At 45.0% G+C, this 20,069-nt stretch carries 20 protein-coding genes; 13 read left to right on the top strand and 7 right to left on the bottom strand.

Features of this window, described 5'->3' with window-relative positions; genetic code table 11:
* Positions 1-18: 18 nt before the first annotated feature.
* Positions 19-819 carry an IclR family transcriptional regulator gene (locus VC182_RS01405; protein WP_225971480.1) on the bottom strand — a complete coding sequence of 267 codons (801 nt, stop codon included), beginning with the start codon at positions 817-819 and terminating at the stop codon, positions 19-21.
* Between the two features lie 155 nt (positions 820-974).
* On the opposite strand from VC182_RS01405, the gene VC182_RS01400 reads away from it, so the two are divergent.
* From VC182_RS01400 to VC182_RS01390, 3 genes are read left to right on the top strand one after another with little or no spacing between them, the layout of a single operon-like run.
* Entirely contained in the window at positions 975-2,237 is a 1,263-nt protein-coding gene (locus tag VC182_RS01400; protein WP_215313404.1) for an MFS transporter, read from the top strand.
* 34 nt (positions 2,238-2,271) lie between these two features.
* Complete coding sequence (gene sauS, locus VC182_RS01395; protein ID WP_112313817.1) at positions 2,272-3,678, top strand: acylating sulfoacetaldehyde dehydrogenase; 1,407 nt, start codon at positions 2,272-2,274, stop codon at positions 3,676-3,678.
* Positions 3,679-3,685: 7 nt separating this feature from the next.
* Complete coding sequence (locus VC182_RS01390) at positions 3,686-5,221, top strand: AMP-binding protein (protein WP_323484257.1); 1,536 nt, start codon at positions 3,686-3,688, stop codon at positions 5,219-5,221.
* 8 nt (positions 5,222-5,229) lie between these two features.
* Here VC182_RS01390 and VC182_RS01385 read toward each other — a convergent pair whose 3' ends face one another.
* Genes VC182_RS01385 through VC182_RS01370 form a run of 4 tightly spaced genes read right to left on the bottom strand, consistent with a single transcriptional unit; the run spans position 5,230 to position 9,307 of the window.
* The gene (locus VC182_RS01385) at positions 5,230-6,000 is read right to left on the bottom strand and encodes a sulfite exporter TauE/SafE family protein (protein ID WP_323484256.1); all 771 of its coding nucleotides are present in this window, start codon (positions 5,998-6,000) and stop codon (positions 5,230-5,232) included.
* 41 nt (positions 6,001-6,041) lie between these two features.
* On the bottom strand, positions 6,042-7,643 hold the full coding sequence (locus tag VC182_RS01380; RefSeq protein WP_112313820.1) for a GMC family oxidoreductase: 1,602 nt from the start codon (positions 7,641-7,643) through the stop codon (positions 6,042-6,044).
* Positions 7,644-7,648: 5 nt separating this feature from the next.
* Positions 7,649-8,479: a 3-keto-5-aminohexanoate cleavage protein gene (locus tag VC182_RS01375; protein ID WP_323484255.1), complete on the bottom strand. Its 831-nt coding sequence runs from the start codon at positions 8,477-8,479 to the stop codon at positions 7,649-7,651.
* Positions 8,480-8,494: 15 nt separating this feature from the next.
* On the bottom strand, positions 8,495-9,307 hold the full coding sequence (locus VC182_RS01370; RefSeq protein WP_323484254.1) for an IclR family transcriptional regulator: 813 nt from the start codon (positions 9,305-9,307) through the stop codon (positions 8,495-8,497).
* Positions 9,308-9,420: 113 nt separating this feature from the next.
* On the opposite strand from VC182_RS01370, the gene accB reads away from it, so the two are divergent.
* The 7 genes from accB to VC182_RS01335 all read left to right on the top strand — a co-directional run bounded on the left by accB (position 9,421) and on the right by VC182_RS01335 (position 15,394).
* Positions 9,421-9,984: an acetyl-CoA carboxylase biotin carboxyl carrier protein gene (accB, locus tag VC182_RS01365; protein WP_323484253.1), complete on the top strand. Its 564-nt coding sequence runs from the start codon at positions 9,421-9,423 to the stop codon at positions 9,982-9,984.
* A complete protein-coding gene (locus VC182_RS01360; RefSeq protein WP_323484252.1) occupies positions 9,984-11,441 on the top strand; it encodes a pyruvate carboxylase subunit B in 1,458 nt (485 codons plus the stop codon). The genes accB and VC182_RS01360 overlap by 1 nt, the downstream gene beginning before the upstream one ends.
* Before the next feature lie 59 nt (positions 11,442-11,500).
* Complete coding sequence (locus tag VC182_RS01355) at positions 11,501-12,784, top strand: ABC transporter substrate-binding protein (protein ID WP_112313825.1); 1,284 nt, start codon at positions 11,501-11,503, stop codon at positions 12,782-12,784.
* Positions 12,785-12,790: 6 nt separating this feature from the next.
* Entirely contained in the window at positions 12,791-13,564 is a 774-nt protein-coding gene (locus VC182_RS01350; RefSeq protein ID WP_323484251.1) for an ABC transporter permease, read from the top strand.
* Positions 13,565-13,604: 40 nt separating this feature from the next.
* Positions 13,605-14,381, top strand: coding sequence for an ABC transporter ATP-binding protein (locus tag VC182_RS01345; protein ID WP_215291633.1), 777 nt, complete (start codon positions 13,605-13,607; stop codon positions 14,379-14,381).
* Complete coding sequence (locus tag VC182_RS01340) at positions 14,378-15,130, top strand: sulfite exporter TauE/SafE family protein (protein ID WP_216157389.1); 753 nt, start codon at positions 14,378-14,380, stop codon at positions 15,128-15,130. Before VC182_RS01345 ends, VC182_RS01340 begins: the two co-directional genes overlap by 4 nt.
* Before the next feature lie 105 nt (positions 15,131-15,235).
* A complete protein-coding gene (locus VC182_RS01335; protein ID WP_216265132.1) occupies positions 15,236-15,394 on the top strand; it encodes a hypothetical protein in 159 nt (52 codons plus the stop codon).
* Positions 15,395-15,493: 99 nt separating this feature from the next.
* On the opposite strand, the gene VC182_RS01330 is transcribed toward VC182_RS01335, so the two are convergent.
* Complete coding sequence (locus tag VC182_RS01330; RefSeq protein WP_192874953.1) at positions 15,494-15,658, bottom strand: hypothetical protein; 165 nt, start codon at positions 15,656-15,658, stop codon at positions 15,494-15,496.
* Positions 15,659-15,768: 110 nt separating this feature from the next.
* Complete coding sequence (locus tag VC182_RS01325) at positions 15,769-16,545, bottom strand: ferredoxin--NADP reductase (RefSeq protein ID WP_216157371.1); 777 nt, start codon at positions 16,543-16,545, stop codon at positions 15,769-15,771.
* A 159-nt stretch (positions 16,546-16,704) separates the two neighbouring features.
* Between VC182_RS01325 and VC182_RS01320 the strand changes: the two genes are divergently transcribed.
* From VC182_RS01320 to VC182_RS01310, 3 genes are all read left to right on the top strand, one after another.
* On the top strand, positions 16,705-17,181 hold the full coding sequence (locus VC182_RS01320) for a disulfide bond formation protein B (protein WP_112313830.1): 477 nt from the start codon (positions 16,705-16,707) through the stop codon (positions 17,179-17,181).
* A 106-nt stretch (positions 17,182-17,287) separates the two neighbouring features.
* A complete protein-coding gene (gene cysK / locus VC182_RS01315) occupies positions 17,288-18,259 on the top strand; it encodes a cysteine synthase A (protein WP_323484250.1) in 972 nt (323 codons plus the stop codon).
* Positions 18,260-18,318: 59 nt separating this feature from the next.
* Positions 18,319-20,010, top strand: coding sequence for an amidohydrolase (locus VC182_RS01310; RefSeq protein WP_323484249.1), 1,692 nt, complete (start codon positions 18,319-18,321; stop codon positions 20,008-20,010).
* Positions 20,011-20,069: the final 59 nt, after the last annotated feature.

Genomic DNA, 20,069 nt, shown 5'->3' with positions numbered 1-20,069 from the left:
GTAGTGATGGGCTGCTGATTAAGATAGGGTTTGAGAAATGCGCTCAGAAGCTTTTTTAAGTTTTGGGATATGCTCCATCGCTTGATTTAATGGGAGTCTCGCGGTGGCAGCGTGGACAGCAATTGCAGCTACTACCTCGCCAAGAGAATCTTTGACGGGGACGGCTACACAAGAAACACCTAAAACATACTCTTCGTTATCGACTGCATATCCAGTGCTAACAATTCTTTCCATCTCTGATTCCAATAGGTGGCGATCAGTAATGGTTCTGTGGGTAAATTGCTCCAATGGAAGATTTTCTAAAATCTTAGTGCGCTCATCTACAGGCTTATAAGCGAGAAGTAATTTTCCGCTAGCGCTGCAATGTGGTGGCAGCACTGTTCCAGGCGGGAGATGCAGGCGTAAAGCCCAATTTGCCTCAACACGGTCCAAATAAAACAATTCACCACGTCTTAAGACCGCAAGGTTGCAGGTTTCACCAAGATCAGCTACTAGGCCCCGAAGAATCGTATGGCGAATTGCTGAAACAGTGTCATGAGTCAAGGTGGATAACGCCAGGTGCGATAGTCGATTGCCTGGCGCATAGGTGCGGCCACCGGGCTCCCTAGCTACCAAACCCGCTTCCTCAAAAATTGCTAGAGTTCTATGGAGGGATGCCTTTGGCATACCTGTTATTTGTATTAGCTGGGCAAGGGTGGCTGGCTGCTGGGTGGCTGCTAAAGCTTCCAAAATGACAATGCCCTTGAGCATTGATGAGTTTTCACTCGAGCTATCTTTTTTGACGCTATCTAGCTGTTCAGTTGTGTCGATTTCGAGCATAAGTTTAAAATCTCAAGAATTGTGCTATTTTGTTCATTCTAATAGAACAAATGTGAAAATAATAGGATTTTTACTAGTGTTTTTACTAATATGAAACAAGTTGTCCTACTGTATAAGATCTATGGTACACAGATTTACTGTTGATAGGAGACGTCATGAAGGGTATTTTTAAGACTCGCCACCTAATTTTGGGTGTGATTTGTTTGATGTACTTCATTACCTATATTGACCGCGTCAATATTTCAGTAGCGGGGCCGATGATTAAGCAAGAATTTGGTCTAACTGCTACGCAACTCGGTATTGTCTTTTCAGCCTTTGCATACCCTTACGCTGCAATGCAGATCATTGGTGGCTGGTGTGCAGACCGATTTGGTCCTCGCATTGTTCTGACAATCCTCAGTATTATTTGGGCCATCGCCACCATCCTTTGTGGCTTTGCTTGGGGCGTCACATCACTTCTCGTTTTCCGCTTCGTTCTTGGCATTGGCGAAGGAGGTGCCTTCCCAACTGCAACTCGAGCATTTACTTTTTGGTTGCCTGCAACCGAGCGTGGGTTTGCACAAGGTATTACCCATAGCTTTGCACGACTTGGGGGCGCCGTAACTCCACCAATCGTCCTTGGGATATCGATGTTATATGGCTGGAGAGAGTCTTTCATTATCCTCGGCGTGATTAGCTTGGTCTGGACAGCATTGTATGTTTGGTATTTCCGAGATACCCCTCTTCTCCATAAGGGAGTGACCGAACAAGAGCTGAGAGAAATTTCGCTTGACACACGTAAGATGCGCTTTAGTCCATCGGTAACTAAAAAAACACCTTGGGCCGAAATGATTCGGAAGATGTGGCTTGTGACGTTTGTAGATTTTTGTTACGGCTGGTCATTGTGGGTATTTTTGACTTGGCTGCCTTCTTACTTGAAGGATGCGCGTGGATTCGACTTGAAACAGTTAGCGCTTTTCACTTCATTGCCTTTGCTAGCTGGAGTGATCGGGGATACTTTGGGTGGAGTAGTGTCAGACCAGATTCTCAAACGAACTGGTAACCTCAAATTGGCTAGAAGATTGATGCTCATCATTGGTATGGGTGGCTCTTTGGCCTTTATTCTGCCTGTGGTTTCGGTTGAAGATCCGATTGCTGCTGTGGCATTACTTTCAGCATCATTCTTTTTCCTGGAACTAACTAATGCGGTTTTGTGGAGCTTGCCGATTGATATCGCAGGTAGTTATGCAGGCACTGCTGGCGGTATGATGAATACTGGATTTGGCGTAGCGGGTATGATCTCCCCAGTGGTATTTGGTTACCTGATCGAGACTACGGGAAGCTACCAAGTTCCATTCTTTGTATCAGCTGGATTATTGGCTATCGGTGTTGTTGCCACTTTATTTATTGATCCAACCAATAAATTGGCTGACTCCTAAGATCCTTATCACTAATTTTTAAAAAAAAGTAAATATGACGCCAGTAGAAGCTATTGTTGAGCGCGGACGTGCGGCTCAAAAAATATATGAACAGTACACTCAAGCGCAAGTCAATTTGGTGGTTGAAGCTGTGGCTTGGTCTATTTTGGAGCCAAAGCGTAATCAAGAGTTGGCTGAGCTAGCGGTCAGAGATACGGGCCTCGGAGATGTGGCTGACAAGTTTAAAAAGAACTTTAGAAAAACCTTGGGCTTGGTCCGCGACTTAAGTTATGCCAAAACAGTTGGGGTAATTTCTGAAGATACGAAAACAGGCCTTACGGAGTATGCCCGTCCAGTCGGGGTAGTGGCAGCAATAACGCCATCAACCAATCCGGGTGCTACTCCGATTAATAAGATTCTCAATGCCATCAAGTGCCGCAACGCGGTAGTAGTGGCGCCATCACCCAAGGGATACTCTACTTGCGCTCGTTTACTAGAGTTTGTTCATCAGCAGCTAGACCAAGTCAATGCGCCTAGAGACTTAGTACAAATGCTGCCGTTTCCAATTACTAAGGATTCCACAAACGAGTTAATGCGTTTAGCGGATTTAGTTGTGGCAACAGGCTCGCAAGCTAATATTCGCTCTGCATACACATGTGGCACACCCGCATTTGGTGTTGGCGCAGGCAATGTATTGGTGATCATTGACGAGCACGCAGATTTTGCGGGTGCAGCTAATAAAATTTTGCAGTCTAAAACATTCGATAATGCAACCAGCTGTTCAAGCGAGAATGGTGCAGTGATTTGCTCTCAGGTCTATGACAAAGCCATTGATGCTTTGGAAGCGGTAGGCGGCTTGATGTTGGATGCTGACGATAAAAAACGTCTCGAAAATGTCATGTTTCATGATGGCAAACTTACCTCTACCCTGACCGCTCAAAATCCTGCAGTCATTACAGAGCGTGCCCAATTGCAAAACCCTAAAGCAAAATCAGCCAAGTTTTTTATGGTTGAAGAGCAAGGGTTTGGTCCATCAGTTCCTTTTTCTGGTGAGAAGCTAAGCCCAGTTCTAACGGTGTGGAAAGCGACTGACTTTGATGCGGCTAAGAAATTAATTGCCGATGTATACGCATACCAAGGCGCTGGACATTCCGTTGGATTACATACCGCAAGAAGCGGCGACATTTTAGAGTCCAGGGCTGCAGCATTAGCGCAGCAGTTGCCAGTGGCGCGAATTATTGTGAATCAGGCCCATGCAATTGCAACAGGTGGCAGCTTTGAAAATAGCTTGCCATTCTCTTTATCTATGGGTTGCGGAACTTGGGGAAAAAACAATTTCTCTGAAAATATGAACTATCGTCACTATATGAATATCACGCGGGTTGTCAGGCCAATCCCTGAGCATGTACCTAAGGTGGAAGATTTGTTGAAAGACTATTTCACCCGTTTTCCTCAGGCCTAATCAGAATATGACGGTTTCTTGTAAGAGTTTGGGTGAGGTGCTATTGCACTGGGAGGCGATTCAGCCTGTCAAGCCATTTCTATTTGCTCCCGAGATTGGGGCTGCGCTAACTTATGGCCAATTGGCTCAAGAAGCCCGTCATTTTTCTACTTGGTTAGATCAGCAGGGCATTAGTGCGCAGGGTCACGTCGGTTTATTTATGCAAAACGGACGTCAGACTAGCACAGTCTTTTTGGCAACCATGTCTTGTGGTCGCGTGATTACTCCATTGAATCTCTTGGCCCCAACCGATCAGTTGGCTTGGGTCTTGGATCACAGTGATATTGAAGTTTTATTCTATTCGCCAGACAAGAAGCAAAGTTTGTTTTTGGCAATTGAAAAAACCAAGCGAAAGTTCTTATTAGTCGAGCTGGATCCAGATGCAGCCGAGGGCCCCTTCATGCAATGCGCCTTGGGAGATCTACCTCTAGTGGAGTCTTCACGACCAGCGCTCTTAATGTATACCTCAGGTACAACGGGTACGCCCAAGGGCGTTTTACTGACCCATGCAAATTTATTACATGCTGCACGATCCATGGCGGCATGGCACTCATTAACACAAGCAGATGTTGTTTTGAGTTCTTTGCCCATTTATCACATTAATGGCCAAGTTATTTCTACCATTACACCTTTTGTTTCTGGTGGATCTGTTGTGGCTCCGCATGCATTTTCTGTTTCAAGTTGGTGGAACTTGGCGATTCAGTATCACTGCACCTGGATCAATATGGTGCCTACCATCATTGCATACTTAATTAACGCCGCTAAAAGTGGTGGGGCATTGCCGAGCCGCGAAGAATTAAAGTTAATTCGGTTTGGACGCTCCGCTTCTGCACCGCTACCACCTGAGCATCATCGCGAATTCGAGAATCTATTTGGAATTACGCTGATAGAGGGTATGGGCATGACAGAGTCTGCTTCAATGGTCTTTTGTAACCCCCATGATGAAAGCAGGCGTTATGGAAGTCCAGGCCAGCCATGCGGGGTTGAGGCTAAAGTGGTTGATCCAGCGGGCAATCCTCTTGGCAATAATACTGTTGGTGAAATTTGTCTGCGTGGCGGCAACGTTCTCAATGCTTATTACAAGGCAGAGACTGAAACTGCAAAAGCCTTTGATAGTGAAGGGTGGTTAAAAACAGGTGATCTGGGAATGCGGGATGATGATGGTTTTTATTTCATCACGGGTCGCCTGAAAGAGCTCATTATTAAAGGCGGGGAAAATATTGCCCCTCGAGAAATTGATGAGGCCGTCCTTAGGCATCCCGCTGTATTGGATGCAGCAGCAGTTGGTATTCCGGATAGCAACTATGGACAAGAGATTATGGTTTGCATTGTTCTCAAGCCAGGAGCAAGCTGCTCCGAGGATGAGATGCGTGCATTCTGCTTAAAGGAGTTGGGCAAATTTAGAACGCCGAAGTTTATTCTCTTTATGGAGGATCTTCCACGTGGCCCATCTGGAAAAGTCCAGCGCTTAAAGCTAATGGATGTGATTCCTAAAGCTGCTTAGTTTGTGATTTAACTTAACGAGCGTGCAATTACCCACACCCCTAGGCTGACAAGGTAGCAACCCAATAAGCGTTGCCTGAGGCCATCTCTCATTCTGACTAATTTTCCCGCTGCTAGTGTTTGTGCCAGCGCAGCACTTACCCCTAGAATGAGTATCAAAATTAACATCGTACTATCTATGCTATCTGCCCCGTGAATTCCTACCCATGCTGAGCTTAGGGTAGTTAAGCTGACGATGGAGGTGGCTGATACAAATAGAATCGAAATATCAACGCAAATCGCAATCGGCAATCCAACCCACATGGTTAAGAGTGGCATCAAGAGAGTTGCTCCGCCGAGACCAAATAAGGCTGAGGAAATTCCAGAAATTGCCCCTACGGTAACGAGTTTATAAGTACTAGGTTTGACGAGAGTAGTAGCTGATTTGCTAGATGGATTTTTACCAAAGAGAGTCCATAGCCCAATTAAAACAATCGTCCCAGAAAATCCTAGGCGCAGTGCTTGATCAGCCAATTGAGTCGCTGCTAGGCTTGCCAGTAATATGAATGGTAGAGCGCTGAGTATTAATAGTCTTGCAATACCGCGTTCATTTTTATCGCCAATTAGAACTTTAATAGCGCGGGGTAGGGATCCTATAACAATGGTGCATAAGCTACCAATGACTATCAGTTGAAAAGGTGGATGAGCAGAATTGGGCACTGCTAAAAAGGCGGCGTCTAATGCTGGAACAATAAATGCGCCACCGCCGATACCAAATAGGGCCATTAACAAGCCTGTCATTACCCCGATCATGGAAAAGATAAAGTAATGCATTAGTGAGATTAAATCTTTCCTAGAATGAGGTCTGATGCTCTTTCAGCAAGCATCACTGCAGGCCAATTGGTATTGCCTGAGGGAAGTGTTGGCATGGCAGAGCAATCCACCACTCTTAGGGCTTCTACGCCCCTCACTCTTAAAGAGGAATCAAGTACTGCCATTGGATCACTGTCTGGCCCCATCTGGCATGTGCCGGTGGGGTGGAAAATAGTTGCGCCGTTATTGCGGCAAAACTCTAGGATTTCTTCATCCGATTGTGGATTGTTAGGCTTTACTTCTCTAACCACAAGAGATCGTAGCGGTTCGGTCTGCGCAATTTTTCTGGCGTACTTAACTGCAGCTATGCTGATATCGCGATCGTAGGGCGTAGACATATAGTTCGCAAACATTTTTGGAGGTACGAGTGGGTCTGAAGATTGAATGCGGACATGACCTCGAGATTCCGGTCGCAATTGACATACCGACATAGTGAATCCAGAAAAAGGGTGAACCTTGCCACCAGCCATTTCAGCAGAAAGCGTTGCTAAGTGAAACTGGATATCGGGCGTTTTGGAGTCTTTCATGACCCGTGTAAAGAGGCCGCCTTGATTGATGCCAATAGACAGTGGACCACCACGGAAAAGCAGCCAATCCAAGCCCATTTTTAATTGCCCAAACCAAGAGGAGAGTTGGTCGTTGGTGGAGATGGGTTGGTTTAGTTCATAAATGAGGCGGTGTTGCAGATGGTCTTGTAAGTTTTCTCCGACCCCTGGCAAATCTTGTACAACAGGAATATTAAATTCTTGTAGTAGTTTGGCTGGGCCCACTCCGGATAGCTGCAGGAGTTGTGGGCTGAGGATGGCGCCGGCGCTAAGAATAACTTCTTTATTTGCATGGACGATACTCTTAACGCCGTTGCGAATGATCTCAACCCCAACAGCTTTTTTATTTTCAAAAATAACTTTGCAAGCCTGGCTGTCTGTCAGGATCTGTAAATTGCTGCGTTTCTTAGCGGGTTTTAAGTAAGCAACTGCAGTGCTGCAGCGAAAACCTTTGTGAGTAGTTAGTTGATAGTAGCCAACACCTTCTTGCGTTAAGTTGTTGAAGTCATCTGTCTCGGGCACTCCTAGAGCATTTGCCGTCTTTTTGAATGCCTCAACCAATGGATGCTTCTTTGGAATGGACGAAGCTTTTAATGGCCCAGTTTTAGAATGCAATGGCTCGTCTAGGCGATCATTGCCTTCAGCCTTTTTAAAATAGGGGAGTACATCATCCCAGCCCCAGCCTGGGTTACCGAGATCACGCCAAGTGTCGTAATCTTCTTTCTGGCCACGAATAAAAATTAAGCCGTTGATTGAGCTAGAGCCACCCAATGTCTTTCCTCTAGGCCAATAAATTTGCCGATTGTTGACACCAGGATCAGGTTCGGTCTGAAATTTCCAATTCAGTTTTGGATCCCACATTGTCTTCGCGTATCCAATTGGTAGATGGATCCAAGGGGAGCGGTCCTTAGGCCCCGCCTCAATAAGGCAAACGGAATTCTTGGGATCCTCCGAGAGGCGGTTGGCTAAAACGCAGCCGGATGAGCCGCCGCCGACAACAATGTAATCGAACGATGTGTTTGACATGTTGATTAGTGCTTTCGTAATCCTAAAATTTCACGAGCTTGTGCTGGTGTTGCTACTGTTCGGTTATATCTAGGCGCTATTTCAGCTAAGCGCGCCACAAGCTCTGCATTATCTTTTGCCGCACGGGTTTTATCAAAGCGCGTATTGTCTTCGAGTCCAGTTCTAACGTGGCCACCTAATTCAAGTGTCCATTCGTTGACAGTTAATTGGTGGCGCGCAATACCTGCTGCAGTCCAAGTAGCATCAGGCATAACGGCTTTTAATTCTGAAATAAGAAATTCCAGTATCGAACGTCTTGCTGGCATCGCGTTAGGAATGCCCATGACAAACTGCACATGAGCTGGCGCCTTTAATAAGCCCCTTTCAATGAGGTTTGCCGCGTTATAGAGCATCGCTAGATCGAATATCTCAATTTCTGGTTTGATGTCATATTTAAGCATCTCACTTGCAAGTCCATCTACAAATTCTGGCGGATTCTCATAGATTCCGGTGGGGAAGTTGACTGATCCGGTTGCCAGTGAGGCCATATCAGGCCGATGAAATAGCATGCCGCCTCGCGCTGCTTGATCGCGACCACGACCACCGGTAGAAAATTGAACAATCATTCCTGGGCAATGTTTCTGTATGCCTGCTTGTACGATTGCGTATAAATCGGGATCAGAGCTTGGAGTTTCGTCTGAGTTGCGCACATGGATATGTGCAAGAGATGCGCCTGCTTCAAAAGCCTTATGGGTTTCTTCAATCTGCTCGCTGGTAGTTACCGGCAAACCTGGACAATCCTTTTTTCTAGGAATCGCTCCGGTCATTGCTACTGTGATGATTACTGGTGTACTCATATAAATTCCAAGAAATTAATTGCTGGTTTCGGATAGGCTGCTTTGAATATCTTGCGCAGCGCGTTTTAAAGGCTTGATATAAAAATCAATGGATTTTTCTTGCATGCGAGGCGCTGGACCATGAGCGGTAATCGTTGCATATGTTTTCTGTTTAGAGTTAACTACTGGTACGGCAATACCAATAAATCCCTCTAGGAAGGCCGATTCATCGAGGGCATAGCCATTTTGACGAATATGTTCTAGCTCAGAAAACAATGTATCGTAAGTAGTGATTGTTTTGGATGTGTAAATTTCAAAAGGCTCATTTCCTAGTGAGCGTTGAACCTGCAATTCCGTCATGCCAGAGAGAAATAATTTCCCGCTAGCGGTGCAGTGGAGCGGAACGCGCATGCCTAGGTCTACGTGTAGCCGAATAGGGGCACTTGTTTCGACGCGATCTAGATACATTACTTTGTTGCCATCGAGAATGTTGAAGTTACAAGTTTCGCCAATTTCCTCTACAAGACGTTTCATTACTGCTACGCGTTGTGATCGGATAGAGTCCACCGAGAGAATATTGATCCCCAGGATTCTGAGTTTTGCGCTGGGTTGAAAACGTCTCCCATTGGGGTCGCGCTCAATAAATCCTTGCGTGACCAATGTGTTTAGTAATCTAAATGCCGTAGGTTTGGCTAAGCCGGTACCCGTCGATATGGTCTCAAGCGTCAGGGGGAATTCTGATTGCGCAATTGTCTCCAGGATAAGCAGCACCTTTTCCGCCATGCTGGATTTGGCGGATTCTTCCAATATTTCAGTTGGAGGAGTGATGCGGAAGAGCTTTTGTGGCATTTATTAAGGATTTTTTGAAGATATTTGCATTTTTAAGTGTTTACCCTTAAAGCATTTCACCTGATGATACTTTAAATTTCATTAGAGAAAATATTAACTAAAAATACGAGACAGTGCAAACAAAAAAGAAAGTCGCCCCTAAAGCGAAAGCAAGCCCAAAGACTTCTAAAAAAGTTCCAGCAAAAAAAGCTGTGACCAAGGTGAAGGTGCCTCCTGAATTCACAATGAAGCAGGTGAAGGAAATTGTTGCCCTCATTAAGGACGCAGGAACATTTACGACCTTCGGTTATAAGACTGAAGAATTTGAGATTGAGATTTCGGTTGGAGTGCCAAGTGCTGCTCCTCAAGCTACTTATGTTGCTTCCCAGGCTACTGTTTCTGCCCCAACACAGATTGTTACCCCAGCGCCTAATGCAGCGCTGACTATTTCATCTACAGAGCGCATGATTGTGAGTCCGATGATCGGTACTTTTTATCGTAGGCCAAGCCCAAGCTCTCCGCCATTTGTTGAAGTAGGTGATAGCGTTACGCCTAGTACGGACCTATGCATTGTTGAGGTAATGAAATTGCTCAACACAATCCCCGCAGAATGCACTGGCAAAGTCTCTAGGATCTTGGTGGAGGATGGTGCAACGATTGAGGTTGGACAGCCTCTAATGGTGATTGAGCTTACGTGATGACCAAGAAAAAGCCATTCGAAATGATCGATGTCACTCTGCGCGATGCGCATCAGTGCCTTTGGTCAACGCGTATGACGACTCCCCATATGTATCCAGCCTTGGCTGATATAGACCAGGCTGGCTATGGCTATATCAATATATTGGGTGGGGCTGTATTCGATGTCATGGTGCGATTCCTGCGCGAAGACCCATGGAAGCGTATGGAGTTTTTGAGTAAGCAACTCAGCACGCCCACAGATGCATTAACGCGTGGCCAAAGTATTTATACGTTTGAGTTATTCCCAGATGACGTGGTTGAGTTGAATGTGGAGTTATTGGCTCAGTCTGGCGTGAAGGTTCTTACTGTTTACGATGCGCTGAACGATAACCGCAATATTGAATCGTCTGTTAAGGCGGGTAAAAAATACGGCATGTTGATTAATGCAATGCTGACTTATGCCTTAAGTCCTGTGCATGATGATGCTTACTTTACTGTTCGCACACGTGAGTTGGTAAAACTAGGCGTAGATTTTATTTCGGTGAAAGACCCAACTGGCTTACTCACTCCTGAGCGGGCCGCAACACTTTTCCCTGCGGTAGTAGCCGCGGCTGCTGGTATCCCGATTAAATTACATTCTCACTGCCAATCTGGTTTGGCGCCATTGGTCTACGAAGAGGCTATCAAGGCTGGTTTTGCTTATGGTTATGTCGCAACTGACTGTTTGGCGAATGGCGCCTCCTTGCCATCAGTCTTAGATGTTTATGCCAGCGCTCAGAAGTTAGGGCGTGCACCAAAGATGAATCATTCTGCTTTGCAAAAAGTGGATGAATATTTTGATTGGATTTGTGCTCGGGATAACTTTTCTCGCGGAGAGAAGGCGAGTTATGACCCGGCCTTATATGAGCATCAAATTCCTGGCGGGATGATCTCAAACTTGCGCGCTCAGTTAGCCACAATGGGAATTTCTCATAGAGAGGCTGAGATTCTTGAGGAGACAGCCAGAGTTCGTGAAGATTTGGGTTACCCCATCTTGGTTAGCCCATTTGCTCAATACATTGTGACCCAGGCCGTTCTGAATGTGATGCAGGGTGAGCGTTACAAAACGATTCCTGATGAGGTTAAGTTGTACCTCAAAGGTCACTACGGAAGATTAGCTGGCACCCCAAGTGCTGAAGTGATGAGTCGTGCCAATGTAGATTACGACGCCTCTCGCAGGCCTGGAGAGCTGATTGAGCCGGCATTGCCTGGGTTAAGAAAAAAATGGGGTCGCTCCATTAGCAAGGAGCAGTTGAGCCTTCATGCTTTCTATCCCGAAAACCTTGCTACAGGATTAAGAGATGGTGCCCAAGAAGCTTTGCAGCAGGGACCTACCTTGCAGCCCTTTACTGAGTTGGTGAAGTATTTAGTTATGAAAAAAGAATATAGAAAAATTAGAACCAAGTTGGGCGGTATAGAGTTAAGCTTCAGCAGTTAGTTTTTTGACCTTTGCTTGTTGTATTCGGTACAAGAAATTTCATTCTTAAGGAGATCGTAATGAAACAATTTAGCGCGTCACGCCGTATCTTTTCAGTACTTGCTGTCGCCATGTTATCGGGCGCTCCAATGTTATCGATGGCTCAGAACGCCACCAAATTCAATGACTATGGATGGCCGGAGGGTGCTGATGAGAAGGTATCCGCCAAGTCTGTAGCCTGGCTCAAAGAAAAGGGTTGGTGGCCATTGCAGATTGCATTTCAGCCACCATGGTCAGGTCAAAATACGATTAACTTAGTAATGGATAAAAAAGGTCTATTGGCCAAGCGGGGTATTGAATCGAAATTGCAGGCGTTCCCTTCTGGGCCGGCTATTAACGAGGTCATCATCTCTGGTCGTTTCCAGTTTGGCAACGGCGGCAATTTCCCGTTCACTTCATTAATTGATAAAAATATTCCTGTTAAAACCATTGCAGTGATCAACACGAATTTGATGCATGCAGTTTTGGTACCATTGGATTCCAAAATTAAATCCTTTAAGGACTTTAAGGGCTCGAATCCCCCAGCAACTATTGGTATCGTGACTGGCTCTTCGGCTGAGTTTTATATTCAAGCCGCAGCCAAGGCTAATGGTATTGAGATTGGAAAAGACATCATCCTAAAGAATATGCCTCCGGGTGAGCAAATGGCGATGCCTAAAGGAATTGATGCGGTAGTACCTTGGGATCCAACCCCAACCATCATGTCGAAGGAGCGCAAGAACGCCAGAATTATTAGCGATAGCTATCCCTACAATATTTATGAGGGAACTTTCTATGTGCGCCAAGAGGTGATTGATAATGCGCCCGACGTGGTTCAGGCCTTTACCGATGCCATTGCTGAAGCAACGCTTTGGATTAGAAAGAATCCGGATGCCGCTGTAGATGTTATGCAAGAAGATCCGAATCTCAAGAATTACTCAAAAGAAATCTTACGTCAGCAAATTTCTGCCTACAACCTCTTGTACAAGCCCAATTACATTTACCCAATTCCAGTGTTCTGGGGTCGTGCAAATGAGCCGATTTATACCTGGCTTTATGAAAACAAGCGCATTCAGAATAAGCTAACGGGTATTGATTTCGCCCGTGCTGTGGATACCCGATTTATGGATAAGACTTTTGAAAAATTAGGTTGGGCAACTATTACAAGACCACCATTCTTGCCGGCTAACTGGTCTGCACCAATGGATAAAACGCCTTACCCAACTTATATGAATCCATTGAATACTACAAAACCTCAGGCTTTCCCAGAAAAGGGCGATCTCACAAGAGATTGGTCTTTTGACGGCAAGGTTTATAAAAAATAAAGCGCTATGCCAATAATTCATTTTTTGAAGCAATTTCGTCGCCTAGCTTTATTGGTTCTATTGCTTGCTGCCTGGGAATATGCCAGTCGGTTTATTCTGGATAAAACAGAAGCCACCTTGTTGCCTCCTCCTTCGGGGGTGGCGCAAGGCGGATTTGAATTAATGAAATCTGGAGAAATCTGGAAACATTTGTTCGATAGTTTGTCTAGAGAGTTTGTAGCATTTTGTTATGCCTCTGTCGCTATCCCTTTGGGGATATTGATGGGATGTTTTAAGTGGGTAAATGAGCAGGTAGATCCCATCGTAGAAATCTTGCGACCTATTCCGCCAATTGCTTGGATTCCATTAAGTATTTTGTGGTTTGGAGTTGGTAACACTCAAAACCAATTCATTATTTTCTTGGGAATCTTCTTCCCAATCCTAATTAATACAATCGATGCAGTAAAAAATGTAGAGCCGAATCTCATTCGAGCTGCGCGTTGCCTAGGTGCGAGTTCTTGGAGTGTGATTACTCGCGTTATTTTGCGCGCTGCACTGCCTCAGATAGTGACTGGCATTCGCATTGGTCTGGGAGTGGGTTGGATGGCTTTAGTGGCAGCTGAATTGGTTGGTGCTAATTCTGGTCTTGGCTTCCTTATTAACGACGCCCGTACTGTTTTGCGCACAGATTATATTTTGGTTGGCATGTTAGCTATCGGAGTTATTGGTTTATGTTTGGATAGGCTGATTCGATATACCGCGCAGAAACTCATGCCTTGGTCGAGAGCGCTGAATGCGTAAGCAGTATTGTTAATCATTAAACATGTAAATAGATAATCTAATGCCAGCACTTAAAGTAGAACACGTACGAAAAATTTATCCGTCAATGCACGCCAAGGGCCAAGAGGTATTGGCTATTGACGATATTTCATTAGAGGTTCGCAAGAATGAGTTTTGCTCAATCTTAGGGCACAGCGGCTGCGGCAAGACTACTTTGCTCAATTTGATTGCTGGCTTTGAGGTTCCAACGGCTGGCCATATCGAGTGTGCTGGTAAGGTAGTCAAGGGTCCTGGCGCAGATCGCTCCATGGTATTTCAGGATTACGCACTCTTTCCTTGGTTGACTGTATTTGACAATATTGCTTTCGGTTTAAAAATTAAAGGCATTAATGCTGCAGAAATTAAACAAATCGTTACTCGCTTTGCTGCGCTAGTTGGCTTAAGTCAATTTATCAACCATTACCCACATCAACTTTCTGGCGGTATGCGTCAACGCGTATCGATTGCAAGAGCGCTAGTTGTGGATCCGACGGTGCTCTTAATGGATGAGCCTTTTGCAGCCTTAGATGCGCAAAATCGCGCGATGATGCAGGCTGAAATGATTCGAATTCTGAATGAAGAAAGCAAAACAGTCGTATTGGTAACCCATAGCATTGAGGAAGCCATCAATCTTTCCGATGTCATTGTTGTGATGACGCGTCGTCCTGGCAGAGTGAAGGAGATTATTCGCGTCCCTGAGCCGCGAAGAATGGTTGAAGATACTCCTGCTTATTTAGAAATCCGTCGTCAGATTCGTGACCTCATTGCTGGCGAACATGATGTCAGTGAGGCCGTTTGATTCTTGAAAGCTTGCCCTCGATCGGCTTATTGCTAGTCGCAGCAGTTTTTGGCGGATTCATCAGAAGGTTAAGTGGTTTTGGAGGGGCGCTCATCATGACGCCTCTTCTAATGTGGGTGTTCCCAATCCCCTTTTTGATTCCAATTGTGATGTGCTCTGAAGTGTTTGGAGGCGTATTACTTTCCCGGCAATGGAAGCTCCATCAAACAGATCGCCCTCGACTTTGGCTGATGTTGGTTTTTTCTGCAGCGTCTTTACCCATAGGTATTTGGTTGGGAAGATTTATTCCATTGGTAACGCTGAAGACAGCGACAAGTTTGGTTGTTTTGTTTTTTGCTGCTTACTTATTATTTAAGCCCCATGTACGAGTAACTAGCTCTAATGCTTTGGACGGACTGGCAGGCGGCTTGTCAGGCTTGTTGTTGGGAGCCTGTGGAATTGGTGGGCCTCCAGCAGCTTTGTATCTCAACTCAACCAATCAAGCATTCGATAGAACGCGGTCTTTGTTATCCCATTTCGTTTCTGGGATCTCTATATTTGCGATCGTTGCTGCAAGCTTCATGGGTGGTGGATTAGGCTGGATTACCTATCTTGTATTCGCTATTCCAGCATATTGGCTTGGTCTAAGGCTGGCTCAGTGGGTTTTGGGGGTTCATGCTGTTTCAGACAATGCCTTAAAGAGGCTCTGTTTATGGCTTCTCATTGCCAATGCAGGCTTTAATTTGCTCTTTCTACTTATATTTAAATAGATATAAGCAAATGAAATATATATTCTTCTCAGATATAAAAAAACACCCTATTCTGTAAGCTCATTAGGCAAATACGCCGGCATAGATTGGATAGGGGAGTTCGACATGGGTTACACAGTTGAAAATACACAAGATGCAGTTGTTAAATCCGTTTTGCAGACTACGGAAAAAACTTTCGCCTCATCTAAGGTTGCTGATCAAGTTGTGATTAGCCAGGCTAGCAAACAAGCAAACGCTGAAGTGTATTTTCAAATAGAAGATTAATAAGTGAAGCCAAAATAAGTCGCCCTGATGTTAGGTGCTTTTCAGGTCAATAAAAAAACCGCCATTTAGGCGGTTTTTTTATGTCTTAGAAATGACTACTTAAGAGAATGAAGTTTCAAATTCTGCAGTTTTGATGGCATTCATTAAAAAGAGAATTTGGCGCTGAAAACTTTTTCTTTCAGCAATATTGTCATGGGGTAACTGATCGTGTGCACGCAACAGGCTGATAATGGCCGGGTTGTAATGTTCTCTGGTAGGTGACATCTTAATTCCTTGAAACTGATCTCGTTAGAAACACTGTATCAAGGCCGCTATATATTCGCAAGGAATATATAGCGATAACTAAACTACTTTTAGCTATATTGATTCGAGGCTTACTTTTCTACAAAGGCGCGTTCGAATACATAGTCGCCGAGTTGGCCTAGGCTTGGAGATACCTTAAAGCCTTTGGCATCCAGCATCTCAGCGGTTTCCTTGAGCATGGAAGGGCTTCCGCAAATCATAGCTCTATCAACTGCAGGATCCAATGGCGGTAGGCCGATGTCTTTGAATAACTGACCAGATTCGATAGCAGTCGTTAAGCGTCCGGTATGCTTAAAGGCTTCTCTGGTTACGGTAGGGTAGTAGATGAGCTTTTCTCTAATCAACTCTCCCAGATACTCATCTTGAGTCAGCTCATTCTTAATATAGTCCCCATAAGCCAGCTCGCTGACTAGGCGAACGCCATGAATCAGAACTACCTTTTCAAACTTTTCGTAAGTCTCTGGATCACGAATAATGCTCATGAATGGTGCAAGACCAGTGCCCGTGCTGAAAAGGTAAAGATGTTTTCCAGGATTTAAATCATCAATCACTAAAGTGCCAACCGATTTTTCGCTAACGAGGATGGGATCCCCCACCTGAATTTTTTGTAAGCGCGATGTTAGTGGGCCATCCTGGACTTTAATGCTTAAAAATTCGAGATGCTCTTGGTAGTTAGGGCTAGCAACACTATAGGCCCTCACAAGTGGCTTGCCTTCAACCTCAAGACCAATCATCAAAAAGTGACCACTACGAAAGCGCAGACCTTTATTGCGAGTGGTGGTGAAGCTAAAAAGGGTGTCATTCCAATGGTGAACGGTCAGAACGGTTTCGGTGTTATAGGCTGCCATAAATACGTAATCTTATTGAGGTTATCTAATCCTTAATTATCCTCAATCTTGGGGGCATCCATGACTCAGCTACCAATTAACTTCTTATAAGGTACCCACTTTTAGTTATAAAAGCCTTAGTTTGGGTCTTTTGGAAGGCGATCTCGCTATCATCTAGGGATGCGTCGCACCCAATATCTATTTATTTCATTGTTTAGCCTGAGTTTGGTGGTCCTAGCCGCCTTGCTGCAGCAATTTGGCTATCAGAACACTCCTTTTTTGCCATGCCCTTTATGTATCTTGCAGAGAATTGGCTATCTTGGAATCGCTATCAGCTGTTTTTTGGCGGCCGGAATTCCTCCTCTGAAAAAAATCTTCCACTCCTTGGCGCTCACATCTGCTTGTTTTGGAGTGATCATTGCGGGCAAGCAGGTCTGGTTGTTATCTCATCCAGATTCATCTTGTGGAATTGATCCTCTTGAGACGTGGATAAATCAATTTCAGTTGGCCCAAGCTCTGCCTTGGTTATTTAAAGCCGATGGACTTTGTTCGGCTCAGTTGCCTGCCATTTTGGGATTGCATGTTCCGGAGTGGTCATTGCTTTGGTTTGCAGCACTCTTACTAGTATTGTTGATTGCTTTTTTTAGAAAGCCTTAGCCTAAAGAAGATTTGGTTCTTAGCAAATAACCATCCCTTCTTTTACAGGCATTCTTTTACCTCTTAAGATATTTGTCAAACCCATTTTTTGTAACAAGGAATATTCATGACTTACTTTACCGACAACTCCCAAACCATTGGTAAGACACCTTTAGTGCGTCTAAATCGCGTAACCGATGGCGCTAAAGCAACTGTGCTCGCCAAGATCGAAGGCCGTAATCCAGCTTATTCAGTCAAGTGTCGTATCGGTGTGGCCATGATTAATGATGCGCAGGAACAAGGTATTTTGGGACCAGGCAAAGAGTTGGTTGAGCCAACTAGTGGTAATACTGGTATTGCTTTGGCTTTCGTAGCGGCAGCTCGCGGCATCCCTTTGACATTGACCATGCCAGAGACCATGAGTATTGAGCGGCGCAAGTTGCTCACGGCTTTAGGTGCAAAGATTGTCTTGACCGAAGGTCCTAAAGGGATGAATGGTGCGGTTGCTAAGGCTAAGGAGATCGCAGAGTCAGATCCTAAATATGTCTTGCTGCAGCAATTTAGCAATCCATCGAATCCAGCGATTCATGAAAAGACCACTGGTCCAGAAATCTGGGAAGATACTGATGGCAAAATTGATGTGTTTGTGGCGGGTGTTGGAACTGGCGGAACCATTTCCGGCGTTGCTCGTTACATTAAAAATACTCAGAAGAAAAACATTGAGGTGGTTGCGGTTGAGCCAACTACAAGTCCAGTTATCACACAAAAACTCAATGGTGAAGAAATCAAGCCTGCCCCACATAAGATTCAAGGAATTGGTGCCGGCTTTATTCCGGAGAATTTGGATTTATCGGTGGTTGATAAGGTTGAGCAAGTAAGTAACGAAGAAGCCATTGAATTTGCCCGCCGTATTGCTAAAGAAGAGGGTATTTTGGTGGGCATCTCCTGCGGTGCTGCAGCTGCAGTAGCGGTTCGCTTAGCTAAGAAGCCTGAGTACGCGGGTAAAACCATCGTGGTGGTGCTTCCAGATACAGCTGAGCGTTATTTAAGCTCTGCCTTATTCGAAGGGGTGTTTGACGAAAGAGGCTTGGCTGCATAATTGCTCTCCAAGCGGAATGCTCGGTAGGCTCTTTAGCCTAAATGGTTTATAAAGAGATTATGAAAAATACTTATAAATTTCTTGCCCTCTTTTTAGCTACATTTTCATTGGCTTCGGCCGCTAATGTTACTGCGCCCACCGTGTACTTCAACGGGGACATTCTCACGATGGAGGGTGATACCCCTAAGTATGTTGAAGCGGTTGTTGTCAAAGACAACAAGATTACTTACGCCGGTGATATGCGCGAAGCCTTTTCTCAGGCTGGATCTAATGCCGCTCTACAGGATTTAAAAGGGCACACCTTATTGCCTGGCTTTATTGACACTTGGGGCCACTTTGCATTAATCGCCCAAGATACGCTCGGCGTCAATCTTGCCTACTTCTCTAGAAATCCTCCGCAGACTAGAGCCCAGTTAATTAACAGGCTGCGTTCAGAGGCGAAAGTATTTAATGGTTGGATTATTGGTACAGGTTACGCTGAAGCAATGCTTTCTGATGGTGGATTAACAATCGCTGATCTTGATGTAGCATTTCCAAACCAAGCGGTGTTGCTGGAGAATATCTCTACGCTGACTGGCATGGTGAATTCTGCTGGCCTAAAGAAGTTAGGAATTACAAAAGCCACTAAAGCTGTATCTGGGTTTATTCCGGTGAACCCTAAAACTGGTCAACTCACAGGTGAATTGATTGGCATGCCTTATTTAGAGGCGGTTGCTAAGGCGGTCGGGAAGTATTCGCAAGATCTGACATTTGAAACTTACCGCAAAGCCGAGAAGATCTACGTCTCCAATGGTTTTACAACGGCACAAAGTTACGAAGCCAGCATTGCTGATATGCGTAATATGCGATTAGCTATCGATAGAAAAATTGTAGCCATCGATTTAATTGCTTTGCCAACCTTCGATGTTGTTGATCAAATGTTGGCGACTAATCCTAATTTTCAGTTTGGCGTTTATAGCCAGGGTGATAGAGGCTTTAAGGTTGCCGGAATTCAGGTGCCTACTGATGGTGCGCCGCAACTGCGCTTGGCCTACTTCACTAAGCCCTATCTTGATACCACCGGTTTTCCAAAAGACTGGCGTGGCTTTGCCTATTACCCACAAGCCTTATTTGATAAGTACACCAAGTTGGCTTACGAGAAAAATATTCAATACTTTGGATATAGCAATGGTGATGCTGGTATTGATATGACGCTAGCAGCTTTGGCTAAAACAATTTCTGAGACTGGTATTACAGAAGATCGTCGTACCGTGATTGCACATTCGTTTTTTGCACGCGATGATCAGTTAGATGACTACAAGAAGAAAAATATTATGGCAGTGATGATGCCAAACGATACCTGGTTGTATGGCGATGTTTATAACAAGGTCTTAGGCGGTGAAAGAGCGGCTAATTTAAGCCCTGCGAATAGCGCTAATGCAAAAGGCATAACACTTGCTCTGCATAATGACACTCCTTCGTCCGGCCCGAATGTGCTCTTTTCGGTTTGGAGTGCCGTGAACCGTAAGACATTCTCTGGTGCAGTGTTGGGGCCTGAGCAGCGAATTACTCCGTATTTGGCTCTACAGGGATTTACTCGCAATGCAGCCTATCAATACAAGGAAGAGCTCAGCAAGGGATCGCTAGCACCAGGAAAGCTGGCTGATTTAGTAGTTCTGGATCAAAACCCCTTAAAGGTTGCGCCAGATGATATTAAGAATATACAGGTCCTTAAAACTATTAAAGGTGGCGTTGAGGTCTATAGCAATTAAGTGATTGCTGGTATGGCAATAAAAAAGAAGTTAAAAAAAGAGAGGCGGTTGCCTCTCTT

This window comes from Polynucleobacter sp. AP-Nickl1-40-C4, assembly GCF_035012665.1.
Taxonomy (GTDB): Bacteria; Pseudomonadota; Gammaproteobacteria; order Burkholderiales; family Burkholderiaceae; genus Polynucleobacter.
Note: the sequence above shows the minus strand (reverse complement) of the source record. Positions and strands in the feature narration are given on the sequence as shown.